Origin of the sequence: Streptomyces sp. NPDC056835 (assembly GCF_042789485.1) — a bacterium.
In the GTDB taxonomy this organism is placed as follows: Bacteria; Actinomycetota; Actinomycetes; order Streptomycetales; family Streptomycetaceae; genus Streptomyces.
In genome coordinates, this window is the sequence record NZ_JBHUBB010000016.1 from 128,226 (window position 1) to 150,177 (window position 21,952).

11 protein-coding genes are annotated in these 21,952 nt (G+C 70.7%); 9 read left to right on the forward strand and 2 right to left on the reverse strand.

All coding sequences use genetic code 11. The features are described from left to right. Window positions 1-112 precede the first annotated feature (112 nt). A complete protein-coding gene (locus ACFRMN_RS20245; protein ID WP_383021432.1) occupies window positions 113-6,340 on the forward strand; it encodes a DNRLRE domain-containing protein in 6,228 nt (2,075 codons plus the stop codon). Window positions 6,341-6,445: 105 nt separating this feature from the next. Then, window positions 6,446-6,631 carry a hypothetical protein gene (locus tag ACFRMN_RS20250; RefSeq protein WP_383021344.1) on the forward strand — a complete coding sequence of 62 codons (186 nt, stop codon included), beginning with the start codon at window positions 6,446-6,448 and terminating at the stop codon, window positions 6,629-6,631. Between the two features lie 113 nt (window positions 6,632-6,744). Here ACFRMN_RS20250 and ACFRMN_RS20255 read toward each other — a convergent pair whose 3' ends face one another. Beyond that, window positions 6,745-8,196, reverse strand: a complete 1,452-nt coding sequence (locus ACFRMN_RS20255) for a PucR family transcriptional regulator ligand-binding domain-containing protein (protein WP_383021347.1) — start codon at window positions 8,194-8,196, stop codon at window positions 6,745-6,747. A 114-nt stretch (window positions 8,197-8,310) separates the two neighbouring features. Between ACFRMN_RS20255 and ACFRMN_RS20260 the strand changes: the two genes are divergently transcribed. The 7 genes from ACFRMN_RS20260 to ACFRMN_RS20290 all read left to right on the forward strand — a co-directional run bounded on the left by ACFRMN_RS20260 (window position 8,311) and on the right by ACFRMN_RS20290 (window position 19,922). Then, a complete protein-coding gene (locus ACFRMN_RS20260) occupies window positions 8,311-9,807 on the forward strand; it encodes a sodium:solute symporter (RefSeq protein ID WP_383021350.1) in 1,497 nt (498 codons plus the stop codon). Window positions 9,808-10,028: 221 nt separating this feature from the next. Further along, window positions 10,029-11,039, forward strand: a complete 1,011-nt coding sequence (gene speB / locus ACFRMN_RS20265; protein WP_383021352.1) for an agmatinase — start codon at window positions 10,029-10,031, stop codon at window positions 11,037-11,039. Beyond that, complete coding sequence (locus tag ACFRMN_RS20270; protein ID WP_383021355.1) at window positions 11,036-12,715, forward strand: thiamine pyrophosphate-binding protein; 1,680 nt, start codon at window positions 11,036-11,038, stop codon at window positions 12,713-12,715. Before speB ends, ACFRMN_RS20270 begins: the two co-directional genes overlap by 4 nt. 202 nt (window positions 12,716-12,917) lie before the next feature. Beyond that, window positions 12,918-13,778 (forward strand): serine hydrolase, encoded by an 861-nt coding sequence (locus ACFRMN_RS20275; RefSeq protein ID WP_383021357.1) that lies wholly within the window; start codon window positions 12,918-12,920, stop codon window positions 13,776-13,778. A gap of 85 nt (window positions 13,779-13,863) precedes the next feature. Next, window positions 13,864-17,841 carry an ABC transporter ATP-binding protein gene (locus ACFRMN_RS20280; RefSeq protein WP_383021359.1) on the forward strand — a complete coding sequence of 1,326 codons (3,978 nt, stop codon included), beginning with the start codon at window positions 13,864-13,866 and terminating at the stop codon, window positions 17,839-17,841. Between the two features lie 183 nt (window positions 17,842-18,024). After that, on the forward strand, window positions 18,025-18,378 hold the full coding sequence (locus ACFRMN_RS20285) for a hypothetical protein (RefSeq protein WP_383021434.1): 354 nt from the start codon (window positions 18,025-18,027) through the stop codon (window positions 18,376-18,378). Window positions 18,379-18,482: 104 nt separating this feature from the next. Then, entirely contained in the window at window positions 18,483-19,922 is a 1,440-nt protein-coding gene (locus ACFRMN_RS20290; protein WP_383021362.1) for a S28 family serine protease, read from the forward strand. Window positions 19,923-20,082: 160 nt separating this feature from the next. Here ACFRMN_RS20290 and ACFRMN_RS20295 read toward each other — a convergent pair whose 3' ends face one another. Further along, a complete protein-coding gene (locus ACFRMN_RS20295; protein ID WP_383021365.1) occupies window positions 20,083-21,948 on the reverse strand; it encodes a glycoside hydrolase family 3 protein in 1,866 nt (621 codons plus the stop codon). Window positions 21,949-21,952 lie beyond the last annotated feature (4 nt).

A 21,952-nucleotide genomic window follows, 5' to 3' on the forward strand; every position in this document is an offset into this window, starting at 1 on the left:
GGGGGACTGTTCGATGAGACATACCGTGCCACCGTCACAGGAGTGGGCAGGGTCCGGGTTGGCCTTCCGCCGCCGAAGACGCGTACTGCCCCGCATCGCGCTCGGCGCCGCCATGCTCCTCGCCGCTGAAACCGCGCTGCTGGTGGCCAATTCCGGCGACGCCGTGGCCCTGAACCTCGCCCGTCCGCGCCAGGAAGCCGCCGCCGAGCCGGCGAGCCCGAGCGCGCGCGAGGCGGCGACGATCCCCTCGGCCCGCGTCGCCGCCCGGCTGTACGGCCACCGCGTGGAGGCGCTGAGCGAGCGCACCGAGACGTCCACGACGTGGGCCAACAAGGACGGCAGTCTCACCACCGAACTGGCCGCGGGACCGGTCCGCTTCGAGCGGGACGGCCGGTGGACCGATGTCGACGTGAACCTCCGGGAAGTCTCCGGCGGGGTCGAGCCGAAGGCCCACCCGGGCAGGCTGCGGCTGGCCGGCCGGACGGGGACACCCGCCCCCTCCCTGCGCGCCACACGCGAGGCGAAGGCCACCGACCTGGTGACGCTCGGCGACGGTGACCAGCAGATCACGCTCCAGTGGAAGGGCGGACTGCCGAAGCCGAAGCTGACCGGCACGCGGGCGGAGTACGTCAACGCCGTCCCGGGCGCGGACGTGGTCGTCGAGGCCACGCGTACCGGATTCGAGCAGTACGTCGAGATCAAGGAGCGCCCCGATGCCGGTGGCCCCGACGGCGGCGGCTACTCCTACACGCTGCCGCTGAAGGCCAAGGGGCTGACGGTGAAGCAACTGCCCGACGGCAGCGTGCAGTTCACCGACAGGAAGAACAAGAAGCAGGCCGTGATGCCCGCGCCGGTGATGTGGGACGCCGCCGTCGACGCGCGGTCCGGTGAGCACACGAACCGGGCCGACGTCGGCCTGGAGGTCATACGGAAGGGCTCGTCCTTCGACCTGGTGATCACCCCGGACGCGAAGTTCCTCGCCGACCCGGACACCACGTACCCGGTCACCGTCGACCCGTCCACCTCGTCGCTGGGCAACGTCTTCGACACGTACGTACAGCAGGGCGAGACCGTCGACTGGTCCGCCGACACCGAGCTGGACTTCGGCAACCCGGGCACCAAGAACGCCGACGGTACGCCTCGCACGGCGCAGTCGTTCATCTCCTGGAACACCACGCCGGTCCAGGACGCGCTGGTGCTGGACGCGAAGCTGAGCCTGTGGAACTTTCACTCGGGCAACACCGACTGCAAGCTCTATCCGTGGGAAGTGTGGTCCTCCGGCGCGGCGTCCACCTCCAGCCGGTGGACGAATCGCCCGGTCATGACCGCGAAGAAGGCCACCTCCACGGAGACCACCGGCAACGCCGGTTGCGCCACGCAGCCCGACGGGTGGATCAAGGCCGATGTGACAACGCTCGTGCAGGAGTGGGCTTCGGCCAAGGCGACCCGGGGCCACCTGGGCCTGCGTGCCTCGGACGAAGCCGTGACCGCGCAGTGGAAGCGGGTCAACTCCGCCAACGCCGCCTCGAACCCGCCGAAGCTGGTCGTCACGTACAACTACCGGCCGCGCACCGGCACCAAGCAGGAGGCCGGACCGCCGTACTTCTCGTACAGCGGCGCCTACATGGTCAGCACCGTGACACCCACGCTGCGCGACACCTTCGTGGACGCCGACGGCGACAAGGTCAACGGCACGTTCCAGATCTTCGACAGCGCCACCGACACCCAGGTCGGCAATGTACTGGTGTCGAAGTACGTGCCCTCCGGGCAGGTCGCCTCGGTGACCGTGCCGTCCGGGGTGCTGACCGACGGCAGGACGTACAAGTTCCGCACCTCGCCGTACGACGGCGCGCACTACAACACCGGCTGGTCGGCCTGGAAGACGTTCACCGTCGACGCCAAGGCGCCCTCCGCGCCCTCGAAGATCACCTCCGCGGACTACCCGAAGGACAAGTGGGTCAAGGGCGCGGGTCAGACCGGCACCTTCACCGTCACCCCGCCCGGCGCGGACCACAACTGGCTGGAATGGTCGCTGGACGGCGTGACCTGGGCCAAGGTCGCCACCGGGGGGTCCAGCGCGGACAAGGCCATCGGCATCGCCCCGCCGAAGGACGGCACCCACACACTCCAGGTGCGGGCGGTGGACAAGGCGGACAACAAGTCCGAGGCCGTCGAGTACACCTTCCACGCCGGTCCCGGAGGCTTCGTCCAGCCCTCCGAGGGCGAGCGCACGGCGCGCCGGCTGCCGCTGGTCGCCGAGGCCGAGTCCGGCAAGTACGACAGCGTCTCCTTCTCCTGGCGCCGCTCCGAGGCGGACCCGTGGGTGCGGATCCCGGTCGGGGACGTCACTTCCGGCGGCCAGGCGCTGACCGCCTGGCCGGTACCGCTGACGGGTGGCAAGAACGCGCGGCTCGTGTGGAACGCCGCCGGGACCGTCGACCCTGACGGATCCGTGCAGATCAAGGCCGACTTCACCGGACCGGGCAGCGCCTCGGGCAGCACCGAACCGCTGAGCGTGGTCGTCGACCGTAACGCGGACGGCGCCGCCACCCAGGAGGTGGGCCCCGGCACGGTGAACCTGCTGACCGGTGACTACGGCCTGTCGGCCACGGATGCTTCCGCCTTCGACCTGTCCGTCTCGCGTACGGCCTCGTCCCGCACCCCCGACAAGGGCGCCAAGCAAGAGGGGCAGGCGCCGATTTTCGGTAAGGAGTGGGTATCGGGCACCACCGCCGAGATGACGGACTCCGACTACTCCCACATCCGCAGGATCTCCGACACCGCGGTGGCCATCGTCGACTCCGAAGGCGAGGAGACCCACTTCACCGCCAACGCGGCCAAGACCGGATGGATCCCGGAGCCGGGCTCGGAGGACCTGACCCTCAAGGGCGCCGTGAGCGGCGGTTTCACGCTCACCGACACCGAAGGCACCGTCACAGAATTCACGAAGCCCGACCCGTCCGTGCCGACCTGGCAGGTCTCCAGCACGCTCCTTGACGGGCTGTCCAACTCCACGACCACGGTCATCTCCACCAAGACCACCTACGACGGCAAAGCCGTCGCCCGGCCCAAGTGGATCATCGCGCCCACCTCCGCGGTGACCGCGGCGGAGTGCGCCGCCGATCCGGCCACCAAGGGCTGCCGGGTCCTGGAGTATCTGTATCCGGTGTCCACCACCGCGACGGACACCGCGTTCGGTGATGTGGTCGGCAGGGTGAAGTCCATCCGCCTGTGGGCCACCGAGCCGGGGGCCGCGACCTCCAAGGTCTCCGCGATCGCGTCGTACGCGTACGACACGGAGGGGCGGCTGCGCGAGACCTGGAACCCCCGTATCTCCCCGGCCCTCAAGACGCGGTACGAGTACGACGCCGCCGGCCGCGTCACCAAGCTCACGCCGCCCGGTGAACTTCCCTGGACGTTCACCTACGGCAAGGCGGGCAACGCCGCGACCGCCGGTGACGGCATGCTGCTCAAGGCCGGTCGCCCGGGGCTGAAGCAGGGCACCGCGGACGTCGAGGAAGGCACCGCCGCCACCAGCGTCGTCTACGACGTGCCGCCGACCGGCGCCGCCGCCCCGTACGCGATGGGCGCGGCGGACGTGAAGGCGTGGGGGCAGCTGGATGCCCCGACCGACGCGACCGCGGTCTTCCCGGCCGACGCGGTCCCCGCCTCGAACTCCGGCGGCTCGCTGGGCGCGACGGATTACAAGCGGGCCGCGGTCCACTACCTCGGCGTCTCCGGCCGTGAGGTCAACTCGGCCACCCCGGGCGGGTACCTCACCACCACCGAGTACGACCGGTTCGGCAACACCGTCCGTGAACTGAACGCGGCCAACCGGGCCGTGGCGCTCGGCCTGACGGCGGACGACAGGGCCGCGCAGGCCGACCTCGGCATCGCGCGGCTCACCAGCGCGGAACGGGCCGACCTGCTGGCGACCCGCTCGGTCCACAACGACACCGGCACCCGGGAACTGGAGGAATTCGGGCCGCTGCGCCGGATCGACCTGACCGCCGACCTCAAGCAGGGCGCCACCACCCTGATCCCGGCGGGTACGTCGGTCACCGCGCGCGCCTGGACGGTCAACGAGTACGACACCGGACGTCCTACCGATGGCACCGCCAAGGTCAAGGACCAGGTCACCAAGGCAACGGTCGGCGCGCAGGTGCGCGAGCAGCCGTCCGTACCCGGCGAGACCCGGGTCACCCAGACCGTGTTCGACTGGGCCAAGGGCCTGCCGGCCACGACGGTCAAGGACCCCGGTGGGCTGGCCATCAGCGAGACCACGGAGTACGACGCCCAGGGCCGCACGATCAAGCAGCTGCTGCCCGGAGCCACCGGCACCGACGCCGCCACCCGCGTGACGACCTACTGGTCCGCGACCGGCACCGGCGCGTGCGCCGGCCGTCCCGAGTGGGCGGACCTGGTCTGCGCCACCTCCGCGGGCGGCGCGATAACCGGCGGCGGCGGCAACCCGGCCGGGCTGCCGGTCACCACGACCGAGTACGACTGGTGGGGCAACCCGAGCCAGGTCACCGAGACCGCGAACGGCACCGCCCGCACCACCACCACGACGTACGACAACGCGGGCCGCCGGACCAGGACCGCCGTCACCGGGGGCGTCGGCCAGACGGTGCCCGAATCCACCACGGACTACGACCCGGCCACCGGCCAGGCCGTCAGGACCACCTCACCCACCGGCGGCACCCTCACGAAGGTGTACGACAAGCTCGGCCGCCAGATCTCCTACACCGACGCCGACAACGGCACCACCACGACCGCGTACGACCTGCTGGGCCGACCGGTCAAGGTCACCGACACCGCTCCGTCCACCGTCACGTACACATACGACCACACCGCCGAACCCCGTGGCCTCGCCACCAGCACCACCGACTCGGTCGCGGGCACCTTCAGGTCCACCTACGACGCGGACGGCTCGGTGGCCACCGAGAAGCTGCCCGGCGGCTACACCCTCAAGCAGACCGAGGACACCACCGGTTCCGCCGTCGACCGCACCTACACCCGCGACAGCGACGGCACGATCGTCTACTCCGACACCGTGACCGAGTCCATCCACGGCCAGGTCGCGAGCCATGCCGGCTGGTCGGACCAGACGTATCGCTACGACGCCGTGGGACGGCTCACCACCGTCGAGGACACCTCCGAGACGATCTGCACCCGCCGCGCGTACGCCTTCGACGCGCGTACCAACCGCAAGTCCCTGACCGCCGCGACCGGCACGCCCGGCGCCGACTGCCCGGCCGGCGGAGGCACCACCGCCACCTCCACGTACGACAGCGGTGACCGGATCGTCAACTCCGGCTACGTCTATGACGCGTTCGGCCGCACCACCACCCTGCCCGGCGGTGGCACCGTCGGCTACTACGCGAACGACCTGGCGTACCAGCAGACCGCGGACGGCAAGCGGCAGACCTGGCAGCTCGACGCGGCACTGCGCTTCCGCTCCTGGACGACGGAGACCGGAAGTGGCAGCACCTGGACGCGGACCGCGGCCAAGCTCAACCACTACGACAGTGACGGCGACAACCCGCGCTGGATCGTCGAGGACACCACGAGCGGCGCGCTGACCCGCAACGTCGACTCCGCGTCCGGAGACCTCGCCGCCACCACCGGCAAGACCGGCGACACAGTCCTGCAACTGTCCACGATCCATGGCGACATCGCCCTCCAGCTGCCGCTGGACACCAGCAAGGCCCCGGTCGCCCTGGACTCGGACGAGTACGGCAACCCCAGGCCGGGCAGGGCAGCCGCCCGCTATGGCTGGCTCGGCGCCAAGCAGCGGTCCGCGGAGACGGTGACCGGCCTCGTCCTTATGGGTGTACGCCTCTACAACCCGGCCACCGGCCGCTTCCTGTCCGTGGACCCGGTGTACAGCGGCGGCGACAACGCGTACGCCTACCCGGGCGACCCCGTCAACCAGTTCGACCTCGATGGCAAGTGGTGGAGCTGGAAGAAGACCAAGAGATGGGTCAAGAGGCACCGGGTCGGCATCGCCGCGACCGCGGCGGGAATCGGCTGCGGTCTGTTCACCGCCGGTCTGGCCGCGGCCGGATGCGCCGTCGTCGCCGGAGCGGCCGCCGGCGCCGGGGCCAAGTGGTACGGGAACCGGAGGGCATCATTCGGTTCGATCGCGCGCGCTGGAGTGGCGGGCGCCACGGGCATCGGCCCCTTCGGCTCCGTATTCGGCGCCGTTGGCCGCTACGGCGTGAAGAGGGCTGTCACGAGGTGGGCCGTCAAGCGGTACCCCGCTCGCGGGGCGCATCGCGTGGCCGGCGGAAGCCACCGCAAGAAGTCGTCGTGGTGGTCGAGTTGGCGGCGATGACATAGTGCCTCCGCCGCTCTCCGCTCCCTGGGAAACCAGGGGGCGGAGAGCGGCGGTGCCGAGAGCTGGACTGATAATCGCGAACGGAAAGAAAAAGGAGTCGAAGTGAGTGAGTCAGGCAGGAATTCGGGCGCGTTTTTCCTTCTCGGTGCGGTCGCCTTCATTACGGGGATCGTTTTCTGGATCGTCTCGGGCAGGGCCGCGTCGACCGTGAGCTTCGCCTGTTCGTCCGTCGTATTCGCGGGTGCGTGGCTGTTCGAGAGGATTTCGCGGCGGGGAGAGGAACAGTGACGCCCACGGCCTCCCGCGCGCCGGTCATGAGGAGTACGCGGCGGAAGTCAGGCTGACCGCTCCGGTCGCCAGGACATACGGCCCGTCGCCCCGGGCCGGTCCGCCGCCTCACGTCACGCCCAGCGCAGTGCGAACCACAGCTCCATCCGTACGTCGGCGTCGTCCAGATCCACGTCCAGCAGGGCCGCGCAGCGGGCGATCCGCTGGCGGACGGTATTGCGGTGGACGCTCAGGGCCACCGCCGTACGGTCCCAGCTGCCGTGCAGTGAGAGCCAGACGCGCAGCGTCTCGGCCAGGGCCGGGGAGCCGGCGAGCGGCGCGAGGCGGGTACGGGCGTGGGCGGCGGCCTCCTCGGGGGCGAACAGGCCGGTAAGTCCCTCCCCCTGGTGGCGAACGAGCGGCGTACGGGTGGCCTCCGCCCGGCGCAGCGCGCGCCCGGCGCGGGCGTCGGCGGCGGCCAGTTCCACCGGTTCCACCGGCTCGCTGACGCCCAGGGTCCAGCCGGGCCGGGCGGTGACCTCGCGGTCGGTGACGATCCGGGTCGTGGTGCCGTCCGTCTCGACCAGCGCGCTGCCCAGCGCCGCCGCCAGCGCGCCCGCCGCGAAGGGCGTGGAGCCGCCGCGCGCGTGGACCACGCTCCACGGACCCGGCCCCAGCAGTGGCGCGGCCTCGGCGGGGGTGGCCCCGAGCAGCAGCCGTACGAGCGCCGCCGAGCGGCCCGCCTCGGCCGCGCTCTGATGCGGAGCCGTGAGCAGGGACAGGAGGACGACGGCGACGCCCGCGACGGTGTGGTCCCCGGCCTCCCGTCCCTCGGTGACCACGCCGAGGACGAGGCCCTGCCCGCCGCCGAGCGCGTACGCGGCGAGATGGGCGCCCTGGGCGGTGTCGGTGGCGGACGCCGGTCCGCCGCGTACCACCAGGGCCAGCCGGGCGAGGGCCGTACGCGCTCCGGGGGACGGGGCCTGGCCCGTGGTGTGCAGCTCCGCGCCGTCCGGCGCGAACAGCACCGCGCGGCCCCTCAGCCGCGTCGCCAGCTGCCGCAGCACCGCGGGCACCGGGTCCTGGCGCGCGGCGGCGGCGGCCAGACCCTGCTGTGCCTGGGTCACCCGGCGCAGCTCACGGTGGCGTGCCTCCGCCATCAGCCGCCACACCCCGCGTGCGACAGTGGTGAACGGGGTACGGGGCGGTACCTCAAGCAAGGGCAGACCGTGCCGGTCGCACGCCTCGACGAGCGCGGGCGGCACCGTGTCGTACACCGGCGTCACCCCGAAACCGAGCGCCCCCGCGCCCGCCTCGACCACCCGCGCCGCGTACTCGTCCGCGTACGCGTCGCTGAGCTGGACACCGGCGGTCAGCAGCAGCTCCCCGCCGAGCAGATACGGATACGGATCGGCCATCTCGGAGGTGTGCACCCAGTGCACCACCTGGGAGCCGTCGTCCGGCGGCCCGGCGATCCGGCGCAGCCCGAGATCCCGGTCCGCGAGCAGTGCGGCCAGCGGAATCGGCGGAGTGGGCGGGGGAGCGGCGGGGCGCGCGGTGGGGTTCGTCATGGATGTTCCATCCATTATTTCGTCTGCGGAATGGATGAAACGTACACTTCAGCGATGCTTTCCGGCCACCTACCGTCATGACCCACAAGAACGCGGGATGAAAAGTCTGAGTCAAGACGGAGGAAGCCCATGGCTGTCGACTACGCGGTGATCGTGGTCTATCTGGCCGGCATGCTGGCCATGGGCTGGTGGGGCATGCGCCGCGCCAAGTCCAAGAGCGAGTTCCTGGTCGCGGGCCGCAGGCTGGGCCCCTGGATGTACTCGGGCACTATGGCCGCGATCGTCCTCGGCGGCGCTTCCACGATCGGCGGGGTCGGCCTCGGCTACAAGCACGGGCTCTCCGGCGCCTGGATGGTCTTCACCATTGGCCTCGGCCTGCTCGCCCTCTCCGTCTTCTTCTCCGCGCGGATCGCCCGGCTGAAGGTCTACACCGTCTCCGAGATGCTCGATCTGCGCTACGGCGGCCGGGCCGGGGTCATCTCGGGCATCGTGATGTGGGCGTACACGCTCATGCTCGCGGTCACCTCGACCATCGCGTACGCCACGATCTTCGACGTCCTCTTCGATCTGAACCGCACCGTCTCGATCATCCTGGGCGGGGCGATCGTCGTCGCGTACTCGACGCTCGGCGGCATGTGGTCCATCACGCTGACCGACATGGTGCAGTTCGTCGTCAAGACCGTCGGGGTGCTGCTGCTTCTGCTGCCCATAGCGGTGGTCAAGGCGGGCGGGTTCAGTGAGATGAGGGCGCAGCTGCCGGACGAGTACTTCGCGCCGTTCGGCATCGGCGGCGAGACGATCTTCACCTATGTACTGATCTACACCTTCGGCATGCTGATCGGACAGGACATCTGGCAGCGGGTGTTCACGGCGCGCGGCGACAAGGTGGCGCGCTGGGGCGGCACCGTCGCCGGTACGTACTGTCTGGTGTACGCGCTGGCCGGAGCGGTCATCGGGACCGCCGCCAAGGTGCTCTACCCGAACCTGGGCAGCGCGGACGACGCCTTCGCGACCATCGTCAAGGACGAACTGCCCATGGGCGTACGGGGGCTGGTGCTGGCAGCCGCCCTCGCGGCCGTGATGTCGACCTCCTCGGGCGCGCTGATCGCCTGCGCCACCGTCGCGAACAACGACATCTGGTCGCGGCTGCGGAGGGCCGGCGGCCGGGGCGGCGGGGCGGACGGCGCGGCGGACGGCTCCGAGCGCGACGAGGTCAAGGGGAACCGGCTGTTCATCCTGATCATGGGGATCGGCGTCATCACCATCGCGATCGCGCTGAACGATGTCGTCGAGGCGCTCACCGTCGCGTACAACCTGCTCGTCGGCGGACTGCTGGTGCCCATCCTCGGCGGTCTGCTCTGGAAGCGCGGGACGGTGTACGGCGCGCTGGCCGGTGTGATCGTCGGCGGCCTGGCCGTCGTGGGGCTGATGGCGACATACGGCATCCTCGCCAACGAGCCCGTCTACTACGGATTGTTGTCCTCGCTGGCCGCCTATCTGATCGTCAGCCTGGCGACCAGGCCCACGGACGAAGCGGTGCTGGCCGCGTGGCGGCGCCGGCTCGCGGGCGAGGCGGACGACGAGAGCCCCGAGACCCCGTCCGAACCAACCGTTCCCGTGGGCTGAGGGCGCGGGACGTACGACCCGGACCGGCCCATTGTCAGTGGGCCGGTCCATTCTTGACAGAGCACCACACGGCACCACACAGCAGCACGCAGCGGCGTGTATCGGTACACGGCACTACACATGCACGGCATTACACATACACGGCATTACACATACACGGCACTACGCAGCAGTACGCAGCCGCGCGGAGCCGCGCGAGCGATACCCGGAGAGGCCCGACGATGAGCAGCAACGGCAACGAATCCCAGGTCCCCGGCGCCGGGGGCCGCGACGACGGCCCACGCGGCCCGGTCGACTCGTCCCGCGTCCCGCGCTACGCGGGCCCGGCCACCTTCGCCCGGCTGCCCCGCCTCGACGAGGTCGGCACCACCGATGTCGCCGTCGTCGGCGTCCCCTTCGACACCGGCGTCTCCTACCGCCCCGGTGCCCGCTTCGGCGGGAACGCGATCCGAGAGGCGTCGCGCCTGCTGCGCCCGTACAACCCGGCCCAGGACGCCTCCCCGTTCGCGCTCGCGCAGGTCGCCGACGCCGGGGACATCGCCGCCAACCCGTTCAACATCAACGAGGCCGTCGACACGATCGAGGCCGCGGCCGACGAACTGCTTGGCACCGGCGCGCGCCTGATGACCCTCGGCGGCGACCACACCATCGCGCTGCCGCTGCTGCGCTCGGTGGCCAAGCGGCACGGCCCGGTCGCGCTGCTCCACTTCGACGCCCATCTGGACACCTGGGACACCTATTTCGGCGCCGAGTACACCCACGGCACGCCGTTCCGCCGGGCCGTCGAGGAGGGCATCCTCGATACGGAGGCGCTTTGCCACGTCGGTACGCGCGGCCCGCTGTACGGCAAGCGGGATCTGGACGACGACGCCAAGATGGGCTTCGGGATCGTCACGTCCGCCGATGTGATGCGCCGGGGCGTGGACGAGATCGCCGACCAGCTGCGCCGGCGCATCGGGGACCGTCCGCTGTACATCTCCATCGACATCGATGTGCTCGATCCGGCGCACGCGCCGGGCACAGGCACGCCCGAGGCGGGCGGGCTGACCTCCCGTGAACTCCTCGAAATCGTGCGGGGGCTGGCCTCCTGCGATCTGGTCTCGGCGGATGTCGTCGAGGTCGCGCCCGCGTACGACCACGCGGAGATCACCTCCGTCGCCGCCTCCCACACGGCGTACGAACTGACGACGATCATGTCCCGGCAGATCGCCGCGGGAAGGGCGTCGAAGTGACCCACGACCACGACCATGACCACGGGCCCCGGCCCCTCACCCCGGAACAGACCGCCGCGGCCCTGGCGCCGCCCGCCGGGCGCAACGGCGGTGATCTGGTCGTCGAGACGCTGTACGGGCTCGGCGCCACCACCGTGTTCGGGCTGCCGGGGCAGCACGCGCTGGGCATGTTCGACGCCCTGCGCCGCTCCTCGCTCCAGTACGTCGGCCTCCGCGTCGAGAACAACGCGGGCTTCGCCGCCGACGCGTACGGCAGGGTTACCGGCGAGGTCGCCCCGCTGCTGCTCTCCACCGGCCCCGGCGCCCTGACCTCGCTCGCCGCGCTCCAGGAGGCGGCGGCCGCCTCGGCGCCCGTCCTCGCGATCTCCAGTCAGATCCCGACGGCGGGGCTCGGCGGCGGCCGGCACGGCTATCTGCATGAACTCCGCGACCAGCAGGCGTCCTTCCGCGACATCGTGAAGTCCGTGCACCCCGTCCGAGCCGCCTCCCAGATCCCGTCCGCGATCGCCGCTGCCTGGGAGTCCGCGCTCACCGCGCCGCACGGCCCCGTCTGGGTCGAGATCCCGCAGGACGTCCTCCTCGCCGGGACATCCCTGCCGGTCGTCACCGCCATGGACGCCACACCGCGCGAGCTGATGCCCCGTCCCGAACTGACCGCGGTGGCCGCCCACGCGCTGTCGAACGCCGCCCGCCCGGCGATCATCGCGGGCGGTGGAGTCGTACGCGCCGACGCCGCCGGCAAGCTCCGCGCGCTCGCCGAGAAGCTGTCCGCGCCGGTCGTCACCACCTTCGGCGGCAAGGGCGCCTTCCCCTGGGAGCATCCGCTCTCGCTCCAGTCCTGGCTGGAGGACCGCCACACCACGGACTTCCTCGAAGACGCGGACGTCCTGCTGGTGGTCGGCTCCGGGCTCGGCGAACTCTCCTCGAACTACCACACGTTCCGCCCGCGCGGCCGGGTGATCCAGATCGAGGCGGACCTCGGCAAGCTGGAGTCCAACCACCCCGCCCTCGGCATCCACGCCGACGCCCGCAACGCGCTGGCCGTGCTGCTGGACGCGGTGAGCGAGCGCCGGGACCCGGCGGTCGCCGAGTCGGTCCGTACGGTCCTGGCGAAGGTACGGGCGAGGATCGCCGCCCAGGACCTCACCCTGGAACAGCGGGTGCTTGCCTCCGTACGCGAAGCCCTGCCCGCGACGGCCCCCAGCTTCTGGGACATGACGATCCTCGCCTACTGGGCCTGGTCCGCCTGGCCGGGCCCGATGCACTCCGGCCAGGGCGCGGGCGGCCTCGGCTACGCCTTCCCCGCCGCCCTGGGCGCGGCGGCGGCCGACCGTACGAAACCGGTCCTCGCGGTCTCGGGCGACGGTGGCGCGATGTACTCGCTCGCGGAGCTGGCCACCGCCCGCCAGTACGACCTGCCCGTCACCTGGCTGATCGTGGACGACGGCGGCTACGGGATCCTGCGCGAGTACATGACGGACGCCTTCGGTGAAGCGACCGGCACGGAGCTCTCCCGCCCGGACTTCGTGGCCCTGTCCGAGTCCTTCGGCGTCCCGGCGGTCCGCACCACCCCGGAGTCCTTGCGCGCGGACCTGGCCAAGGCCCTCGCGGAACCGGGCCCGTCGGTGGTCGTACTGCCCGCTCTGCTCAGGATGTTCGCCCCGACCCACCTCTGACGGGGAGCACGTGGGTGAGCGAAGGGCTCATGGGTGAGCGGAGGGCCAGCGGGTGATCGGGGGACGGTTGTGGCAAGGGCGACAGTTGTGACAATCGCGACATCGATTGGCCGTACAACCATTCACTCGTTCGTGTGCATCATGTTCAGCGAGCGCGCCGCGGAGAGCGCGCTCGCTGACGCACCAGGGGTGGGAATCCTTCATGACTCACCAGCGAATACTCCGGCGTGCCCGGGGCCCGCTCGCCGCTGCCCTGGCGGCGGGCGTGGTCGTGCCGGTGACCGCGGGAGCGGTGCCCGCCACGGCGGTTCCGGCCGTCACCTGCACCTCGGACAGGACCGGGCTCGGGGCCGAGCTCGCCAAGGACATCACCGCGTCCCTCAAGGGCCGGAAGGCCACCACGGCCCTCGTGGTCCACGACCGTACGACCAATACGCACTGCGGCCTGCGGGCCACGCAGCAGTTCGACTCCGCCAGTGTGGTCAAGGTCACTGTCCTCGCGACCCTGCTCTGGGACGCGGGGAAGACGAACCGCGAACTGACCGAGCGTGAGACCGATCTCGCCACGGCCATGATCACCAAGTCGGACAACGCGTCGACCAGCGCGCTGTGGAAACAGCTCGGCCGGACGAAGGTCGGGGGCTTCCTCAAGGCCGCGGGGATGACCCGGACGGTTCCGGGCGCGAAGGGCTCCTGGGGCCTCACCCAGATCACCGCGCAGGACGAGCAGCGGCTGCTGTCCCTGATCACCGCCAAGAACACCGTGCTCAGCGCCGACTCGCGCGCCTTCATCCTGGACCGGATGAGCGAGGTCGTCCCGTCCCAGCGCTGGGGCGTACCGGCGGGCGCCCCGGCCACCGCCACCGTCCAGGTCAAGAACGGCTGGCTCCAGCGGACCACCCACGGCTGGCGCGTGCACAGCGTCGGGGCGTTCACGGGCAAGGGCCACGACTACACGATCACCGTGCTCACCTACGACGACAAGACGATGGACGACGGCATCAACACCATCCAGGCCGTCGCCAGGGCCGTCCACAAGGATCTCGTCCGGGCCGGCGCCTAGCCGGCGCTGGAGGTCTCAGCACCGGGGTCCTAGGACCCTGGTGCTGGTGCGTCTGGGTCCGAGGACCGGTATTTGTTGCGGAGGGATGAAATCCGCGACGGCCCGCGTTGGTGCCTTCCGGCAGATCAGGTCGAGCGGGAGGCACTCAGTGGCGGCGGCGGCGAAGCAGGGCTGGGCACGGCGGCTTACCGGGTACGCGTGGCGGTATCGGCGCAATGTGGTGCTCGCTCTCGGGTCCTCGCTGGCCGGGATGGCGGTGATGGCTCTTGTCCCGCTGATCACCAAGGTCGTCATCGACGATGTCATCGGGGGCGGCGACCGCTCCCTCCTCGTCTGGACCGGTCTGCTGATCGTCGCGGCGCTCGCCGTCTACGTCACCACGTTCATCCGCCGGTATTACGGCGGGCGGCTCGCCCTCGACGTCCAGCACGATCTGCGTACGGAGATGTACGACACCATCGCCCGGCTCGACGGGCGGCGTCAGGACACGCTCTCCACCGGCCAGGTCATCGGCCGCGCCACCAGCGACCTCCAGCTCATACAGGGCCTGCTCTTCATGCTGCCGATGACCATCGGCAATGTGCTGCTGTTCCTGATCTCCCTCGTGATCATGGCGTGGCTGTCGCCGCCGCTGACGCTGATAGCCCTGGCGGTGGCCCCCGCCGTCTGGTTCATCGCCCGCCGCAGCCGCACCCGGCTGCATCCCGCCACCTGGTACGCGCAGTCGCAGGCCGCCACCGTCGCCGGAGTCGTGGACGGGGCCGTCTCCGGCGTACGCGTGGTCAAGGGGTTCGGCCAGGAGGACCAGGAGACCGGAAAGCTCCGCGAGGCAGGCCGCAAGCTGTTCGCCGGACGGCTGCGCACCATCAGACTCAACGCCCGCTACACCCCCGCACTCCAGGCCGTCCCCGCGCTCGGGCAGGTCGCGATGCTGGCGCTCGGCGGCTGGCTGGCCACCCGCGGGCAGATCACCCTCGGGACGTTCGTCGCCTTCTCCACCTATCTCGCCCAGCTCGTCGGCCCCGTCCGGATGCTCGCCATGGTGCTGACCATCGGGCAGCAGGCGCGGGCCGGGGTGGAACGGGTGCTGGAGCTGATCGACACCGAACCGACCCTCCAGGACGGTACGAAGGAACTGCCGGCGGACGCCGAGGCATCGGTCGAGTTCGACGACGTGTCGTTCGCGTACGAGGACGGGCGGACCGTTCTCGAAGGCTTCTCGCTGGAGATACGGCCCGGCGAGACCGTCGCCGTCGTCGGCTCCTCGGGCAGCGGGAAATCCACCGTCTCGCTGCTGCTGCCCCGCTTCTACGACGTGACGCACGGCGCGGTCCTCGTCGGCGGCCATGACGTACGCGAGCTGACCCTCCACTCGCTGCGGGGCGCCATCGGACTCGTACCGGAAGACAGCTTCCTCTTCTCCGACACCGTCCGCGCCAACATCGCCTACGGAAAGCCGGACGCCACCGAGGAGGAGATCCTCCGGGCCACCCGCGCCGCCCAGGCCCATGGCTTCATCTCGGAACTGCCCGGCGGCTACGACACCAAGGTGGGCGAGCAGGGCCTCACCCTCTCCGGCGGACAGCGCCAGCGCATCGCGCTCGCGCGGGCCATCCTCACCGACCCCCGGCTGCTCGTCCTCGACGACGCCACCTCCGCAGTGGACGCCCGGGTGGAGCACGAGATCCATGACGCGCTGCGCGCGGTGATGGCCGGCCGTACGACGCTGCTCATCGCCCACCGCCGTTCCACCCTCGGACTGGCGGACCGTATCGCCGTACTGGACGGCGGCCGGCTCGCCGACATCGGTACGCACGAGGAACTTCAGCGGCGCTCCGCCCTCTACCGGCGGCTGCTGACCGAGCCCGACGAACTGGGCGGGGTCTCGCCCGGTCACACCCCGGTCGCCGTGGAGTCCCTGTCCGGGGCCGGGGCCGGTGGCGAGGCGGGGGCGGTCGAGGCCGAGGCGTCCGTCGAGCCCCTGGAGTCGCCGGGGTCCGTGGAGGACGCCCGCGCCCTCCAGGCCGAGATCGACGCGGAGTTCGACGCCGAGCGTGGCGTCACCCCCGCCCTGTGGGAACGGGACGAGGCGCCCGGCGGTGGCTCGTCCGACTCCGCGGCCCCCGGCGCCACGCCCGAACTGCTCGCCCAGGTCGAGGCGCTGCCCCCGGCCACCGACCTGCCCGAGATCGACGAGGCGCGCGCCGTGGCCGCCGAGGACGCGTACGGGCTGCGCCGGCTGCTGCGCGGGTTCGGACTGCCGCTGCTGGTCAGCCTGGCGCTCGTCGCCGTGGACGCGGGCATGGGCCTGCTGCTCCCGGTCCTCATCCGGCACGGCATCGACCAGGGCGTCGAGCAACTGGCCCTCGGCGCCGTCTGGACGGCCGCCTCGCTCGGTCTGCTGACCGTACTCGTCCAGTGGGCGGCGCAGATCGGCGAGACCCGCAAGACGGGCCGCACCGGCGAACGTGTCCTCTACGCGCTACGGCTCAAGATCTTCGCCCAGCTCCAGCGGCTCGGACTCGACTACTACGAGCGTGAGCTGACCGGCCGCATCATGACCCGGATGACGACCGATGTCGATGCCCTGTCGACCTTCCTGCAGACCGGTCTCGTCACCGCGTTCGTCTCCGTCGTCACCTTCTTCGGCATCCTGGCGGTGCTGGTGGTGATCGATGTGGAACTGGCACTGGTGGTCTTCGCGACCCTGCCCGTGCTGATCGTCGGTACGTACTTCTTCCGCCGCAAGAGCGTGCAGGCGTACGAACTGGCGCGCGAGCGCATCAGTGTCGTCAACGCGGACCTCCAGGAGTCCGTGTCCGGGCTGCGGATCGTCCAGGCATTCCGGCGCGAGAAGGACGGCGGCGAGCGCTTCGCGGCCCGCAGTGCCCACTACCGCTCGGCGCGGGTGCGGGGTCAGTGGCTGATATCGGTCTACTTCCCCTTCGTTCAGCTGCTCTCGTCGGTGGCCGCCGCCGCTGTGCTGATCGTGGGCGCGGGGCGGGTGGAGGCGGGCACCCTGACGACCGGTGCGCTGGTCGCGTATCTCCTCTACATCGATCTCTTCTTCGCGCCGGTGCAGCAGCTCTCGCAGGTCTTCGACGGCTACCAGCAGGCGACCGTCTCGCTGGGCCGGATCCAGGAACTGCTGCGGGAGCGGACATCGACGGCCGCCCCGAAGGAGCCGCTGGACGTGCTGTCGCTGCGTGGTGAGATCGCCTTCGAGGGCGTCGAGTTCTCGTACGGAGGTGAATCCGCCGACACCGTCCCGGTCGGCGGAGTCCCCGGCGACGGCGTCTCGGGCGACGGCGTCTCGGGCGACGGCGTCTCGGGCGACGGCGTCTCCGGCGGCGGAGGTGCGGAGGCCGCGCTGACCGGGGTGGATCTGCGCATACCGGCCGGCCAGACCGTCGCCTTCGTCGGTGAGACCGGCGCGGGCAAGTCCACGCTGGTCAAGCTGGTCGCGCGGTTCTACGACCCGACCGCGGGCCGGGTGACCGCGGACGGTACGGATCTGCGCGAGCTGGATCTGACGGCATACCGGCACCGGCTCGGTGTCGTACCGCAGGAGGCATATCTCTTCGCCGGTACGGTCCGGGACGCCATCGCGTACGGGCGCCCCGAGGCGACCGACGCGGAGGTGGAGGCGGCGGCCCGCGCGGTCGGCGCCCACGAGATGATCGCCACACTGGACGGCGGCTATCTGCACGAGGTCGCCGAGCGCGGCCGTAATCTCTCCGCCGGACAGCGCCAGTTGATCGCCCTGGCCCGCGCCGAACTGGTCGACCCGGACATCCTGCTGCTCGACGAGGCGACCGCCGCGCTGGACCTGGCGAGCGAGGCGCTGGTCAACCAGGCCACCGACCGGCTCACCGGCCGCCGTACCACCCTGGTGGTCGCCCACCGGCTGACCACCGCGGCCCGTGCGGACCGGGTGATAGTGATGGACCACGGCCGGGTCGTGGAGGACGGCACACACGAGCAGTTGCTCGCCCTGAACGGCCGGTACACCCGGCTGTGGAGCAGCTTCATCGGCGAGGAGGAGCCCGCGGCGGTGCGGTGAGACGCGGGGGCGCGGGGGGCGTACGGGGGGTGTACCCAGTGGTGCGGGGGCGGTTCCGCAACCGTTCAGGCTCCCTGTGCGTCGTACGCGTGTACACCCGAGTCGTCATGGGGGGCATTCGTGTTCGGTTGGGCTGGGGCGGCCCGGAGCGGAATCGGGGTCAGAAGAGCGCTTCTGCACTGTCTGGTGGTGCTGATCGCCACGGGAGCCACGGTCCTGGCCGGTCCAGGTGCGTCAGGAGCCGAGGCCGCGTCGGTCTGTTCGGGCAGGGCGCAGAAGACGGTGAGCTTCGCCACCGGTGAGCTGCGGGTCTACAAGGACCGCGCCTACGCCTGCGCGGTCACCGTGGCCAAGAACCCCGGGGCCAGGCGCGCGATGTCGGTCAGTCTCCAACCGCGCGGCGGAAGCCCGGTCGTGGACAGCGGCGACTACACACAGCGGGCGGGCCCGGTCACGGTGCACGCGCTGAACCGCTGTGTACGGGCGACGGGTGTCGTCTCGGGGAAGAAAGGATCGACCGGCTGGATCCTCTGCTGAGGATTGTGCGCGAGCCCGGCGGGATAAAACGGTCAAGAGGACTGGCGGGTAGGGCGGTGACCGGGCTAGGTTCACGGCGTCTGTCATGAACACAGGGAGTGTGAATGCGCAAGGCGCTGAGATGGGTGTTGTCGCTCGTGCTGGTCATAGGCACGGTGGCCACAGCCGGCGCGGCCACCGCCGCCGACCGGAGTGCGGATCAGAAGACCGCCGCCGACACCACTGACATCAAGGACCGAATCCTCGCGATCCCGGGGATGAGCCTGATCCAGGAGAAGCCGTACGAGGGCTACCGCTACTTCGTTCTCAACTACACGCAGCCGGTGGACCACCGGAAGCCGTCCAAGGGCACGTTCCAGCAGCGCGTCACGCTGCTGCACAAGGACACCAGCCGGCCCACGGTCTTCTTCACCGGTGGCTACAACGTCTCCACCAACCCGAGCCGCAGTGAGCCGACCCGGATCATCGACGGCAACCAGGTCTCGATGGAGTACCGCTTCTTCACCCCGTCGCGCCCGCAGCCGGCCGACTGGTCGAAGCTGGACATCTGGCAGGCGGCCAGCGACCAGCACCGGATCTTCACCGCGCTGAAGAAGATCTACCCCAAGAACTGGCTCTCCACGGGCGGTTCCAAGGGCGGTATGACCGCCACGTACTTCGAGCGCTACTACCCGCGCGACATGGACGGCGTCGTCGCGTACGTGGCGCCCAACGACGTGTGGAACAACGAGGACTCCGCGTACGACCGGTTCTTCGAGCGCGTCGGCACCAAGGAGTGCCGCGACAAGCTCAACGCCGTGCAGCGCGAGGCGCTGGTCCGGCGCGAGCCGCTGGAGAAGAAGTTCAAGGAGTGGGCGGACGCCAACGGCGCCACGTTCAACACGATCGGCACGCTCGACAAGGCCTACGAGGCCACCGTGCTCGACTTCGTCTGGGGCTTCTGGCAGTACAGCCTGCTCGCCGACTGCGACACCATCCCGGCGGCCACCGTCTCCGACCAGGAGATCTACGACACCGTCGACACGATCTCCGGCTTCTCCGCCTACACGGACCAGGGCCTGGCGACGTACACGCCGTACTACTACCAGGCCGGCACCCAGCTGGGCTCGCCCGATATCAAGCAGCCGCACCTGGGCAATCTGAGCCGCTACGGATACCAGCCGCCGCGGAACTTCGTACCGCGCGACATCCCCATGAAGTTCAACCCGCTGACGATGCCGGATGTCGACAACTGGGTCCGTCACCACGCGAACCAGATGCTGTTCGTGTACGGCGAGAACGACCCGTGGGGCGCCGAGCAGTTCCGCCTCGGCCGCGGCGCGCGTGACAGCTATGTGTATGTCGCGCCGGGCGCCAACCACGGCGCCAATGTCGCGGGTCTGGTCCCGGACCAGCAGGCGAAGGCCACGGCCAGGATCCTCGCCTGGGCGGGCGTCTCCCCGGCCGCTGTGCAGAAGGACGAGTCGAAGGCGAAGCCGCTGGCTCCGTTCGACTCCAAGCTCGACCGTCAGAAGGTCGAGCGGCAGCAGACCTTGAGGCCGTAGCCCCTCGGTGGCTCCGTGAGGTGCCCGCCGTTCACCAGGCCATCAGGACCTGTGAACGGCGGGCACTTCGCTGTCTTCGGTGCTGGTCGGTGGCGGTCAGTGGGGGTCAGGCTGGTCAGTGGGGGTCAGTGGGGGTCAGCGCCGGTCCGTGTCCGTCAGTTCAGTAGCCCAGTCCATGGCCGATGGGATACAGCACCCGCGCCGGATCGTCCGTGCGCTGCACCGGCACCGGCAGCCGGCCTCTGGGCCGCGTCCGGCCCGCGATCACCCGCGCCGCGGCCCGCAGTTCGACATCGGTCCATGAGTACGCGGCGAGAGACGCGGTGACACCGGTCAGCAGCGCGATGTCGTACGGATTGCGGATGGCGACCGTGACGACGGGCACGCCGCTCGCGGCCAGCGCGCTCACCAGCGTGCGCTGCGTGCTGGTGGCCGAGACGTTGTACGTGGCCACGATCACCGCGTCCTTGCCCCGCGCGGCCTCCACCGCCGACTCGATACGCGCCGCGGTCGGCGCCGTACCGGTGGACAGGGCCGTGGCGGTGAAGCCCAGTTCGGTCAGGGCGGTGGCCAGGACGGTCGTCGGCGGACCCGTCGTTCCGGAGGGGGAGGCCGGATCGGCGCCAACGACCAGCAGGTCCTTCTCCCTGCGGCGGCTCAGGGGCAGCAGTCCCCGCTCGTTGACGAGCAGGGTGGTGGTGCTCTCGGCGATCCGGTCGGCGGCGGCGAGATGCGCCCGGGTGCCGACCTCGCGGTCCACGTCCCGGGGCGAGACATAGGGATCACCGCGGAACAGCCCCAGCCGCTCTTTCAGTTCGAGGATGCGCAGGACCGACTCCTCGACGCGCCGCTCACTGAGCTCGCCGCCCTTGACCGCGGTCAGGACGGCGTTCCACGCCACCCGGAGATCCGGCGGATTGAGCAGCTGGTCGACGCCCGCCTTCAGCGCGAGGACGGGCACCCGGTCGTCGCCGTACTTCTGCCGTACGCCCGCCATCCCGAGCGCGTCGGTGATCACCAGGCCGTCGTAGCCGAGCTGTTCGCGCAGGACGCCGGTAACGATCGGGTGCGAGAGAGTCGCCGGGTCCTCGCTGGGGTCCAGGGCGGGGACGACGATATGCGCGGTCATGATCGAGGTGACACCGGCGGCGATCGCGGCCCGGAACGGCGGCGCGTCCAGCTCCGTCCACTGTTCGCGGGTGTGATGGATGGTGGGCAGCGCGTAGTGGCTGTCGTCCTTGGTGTCGCCATGACCGGGGAAGTGCTTGGCGGCGGTGGCGATTCCGGCGCTCTGGTACCCCTTGACCTGGGCGGTGACCATCCCGGCCACGGCCTCAGGATCGGCGCCGAAGGACCGTACACCGATGACGGGATTGGCCGGGTTGACGTTGACGTCCGCGTCGGGCGCGTAATTCTGGTTGATGCCCATGGCGGCCAGCTCCGTGCCCGCGATCCGGGCGGCCTCGCGGGCGTCGGAGTGCGAACGGGACGCGCCGAGCGCCATCGCGCCCGGCAGCAGCGTGGCGGGCTTGCCGACCCGGGCGACGATGCCGTGCTCCTGATCGGTGGCGATGAGCAGGGGCACGGGGACGCGCTGGGCCAGGCCCGCCTTCTGGATGCCGTTGGAGAGACCGGCGATCTGGTGCGGATCACGGGTGTTGTGCGCCCAGGCGAAGTAGATGATGCCGCCGACGTGGTATGTGGAGATCAGCTCGGCGGCCGTGCGGACCCCGATCTCGGCGAGGTTGGCGTCGATGTCGGCCTGGTCGGGCGCGGTGGCGGAGTGCCCGTACACCCGCATGACGAAGAGCTGGCCGACCTTCTCCTCCAGGCTCATACGGCTGATGAGACGGCGGAGGTGATCGCGGCGGTCGAGGCGGTCGAGGCGGTCGAGGGGGAGTCGGTCGGGGGCTCGCTCATGGGGCGGGGGAACGGCGGCCGCGGGGACGGCGGCGGTGGTAACAGCCGCCGCCGCTACGGCGGTTGCGGTGAGGAGGGCGCGTCTGGAGATGGTCCGGTCGTGCACTGGT

What these genes read in the sequence shown, in the direction of transcription:
- ACFRMN_RS20245 (WP_383021432.1), top strand. Translation starts at nt 113, where the DNA reads ATGCTCCTCGCCGCTGAAACCGCGCTGCTGGTGGCCAATTCCGGCGAC.
- ACFRMN_RS20255 (WP_383021347.1), bottom strand. Translation starts at nt 8,196, where the DNA reads ATGGATGGAACATCCATGACGAACCCCACCGCGCGCCCCGCCGCTCCC.
- ACFRMN_RS20260 (WP_383021350.1), top strand. Translation starts at nt 8,311, where the DNA reads ATGGCTGTCGACTACGCGGTGATCGTGGTCTATCTGGCCGGCATGCTG.
- speB (WP_383021352.1), top strand. Translation starts at nt 10,029, where the DNA reads ATGAGCAGCAACGGCAACGAATCCCAGGTCCCCGGCGCCGGGGGCCGC.
- ACFRMN_RS20275 (WP_383021357.1), top strand. Translation starts at nt 12,918, where the DNA reads ATGACTCACCAGCGAATACTCCGGCGTGCCCGGGGCCCGCTCGCCGCT.
- ACFRMN_RS20280 (WP_383021359.1), top strand. Translation starts at nt 13,864, where the DNA reads ATGAAATCCGCGACGGCCCGCGTTGGTGCCTTCCGGCAGATCAGGTCG.
- ACFRMN_RS20290 (WP_383021362.1), top strand. Translation starts at nt 18,483, where the DNA reads ATGCGCAAGGCGCTGAGATGGGTGTTGTCGCTCGTGCTGGTCATAGGC.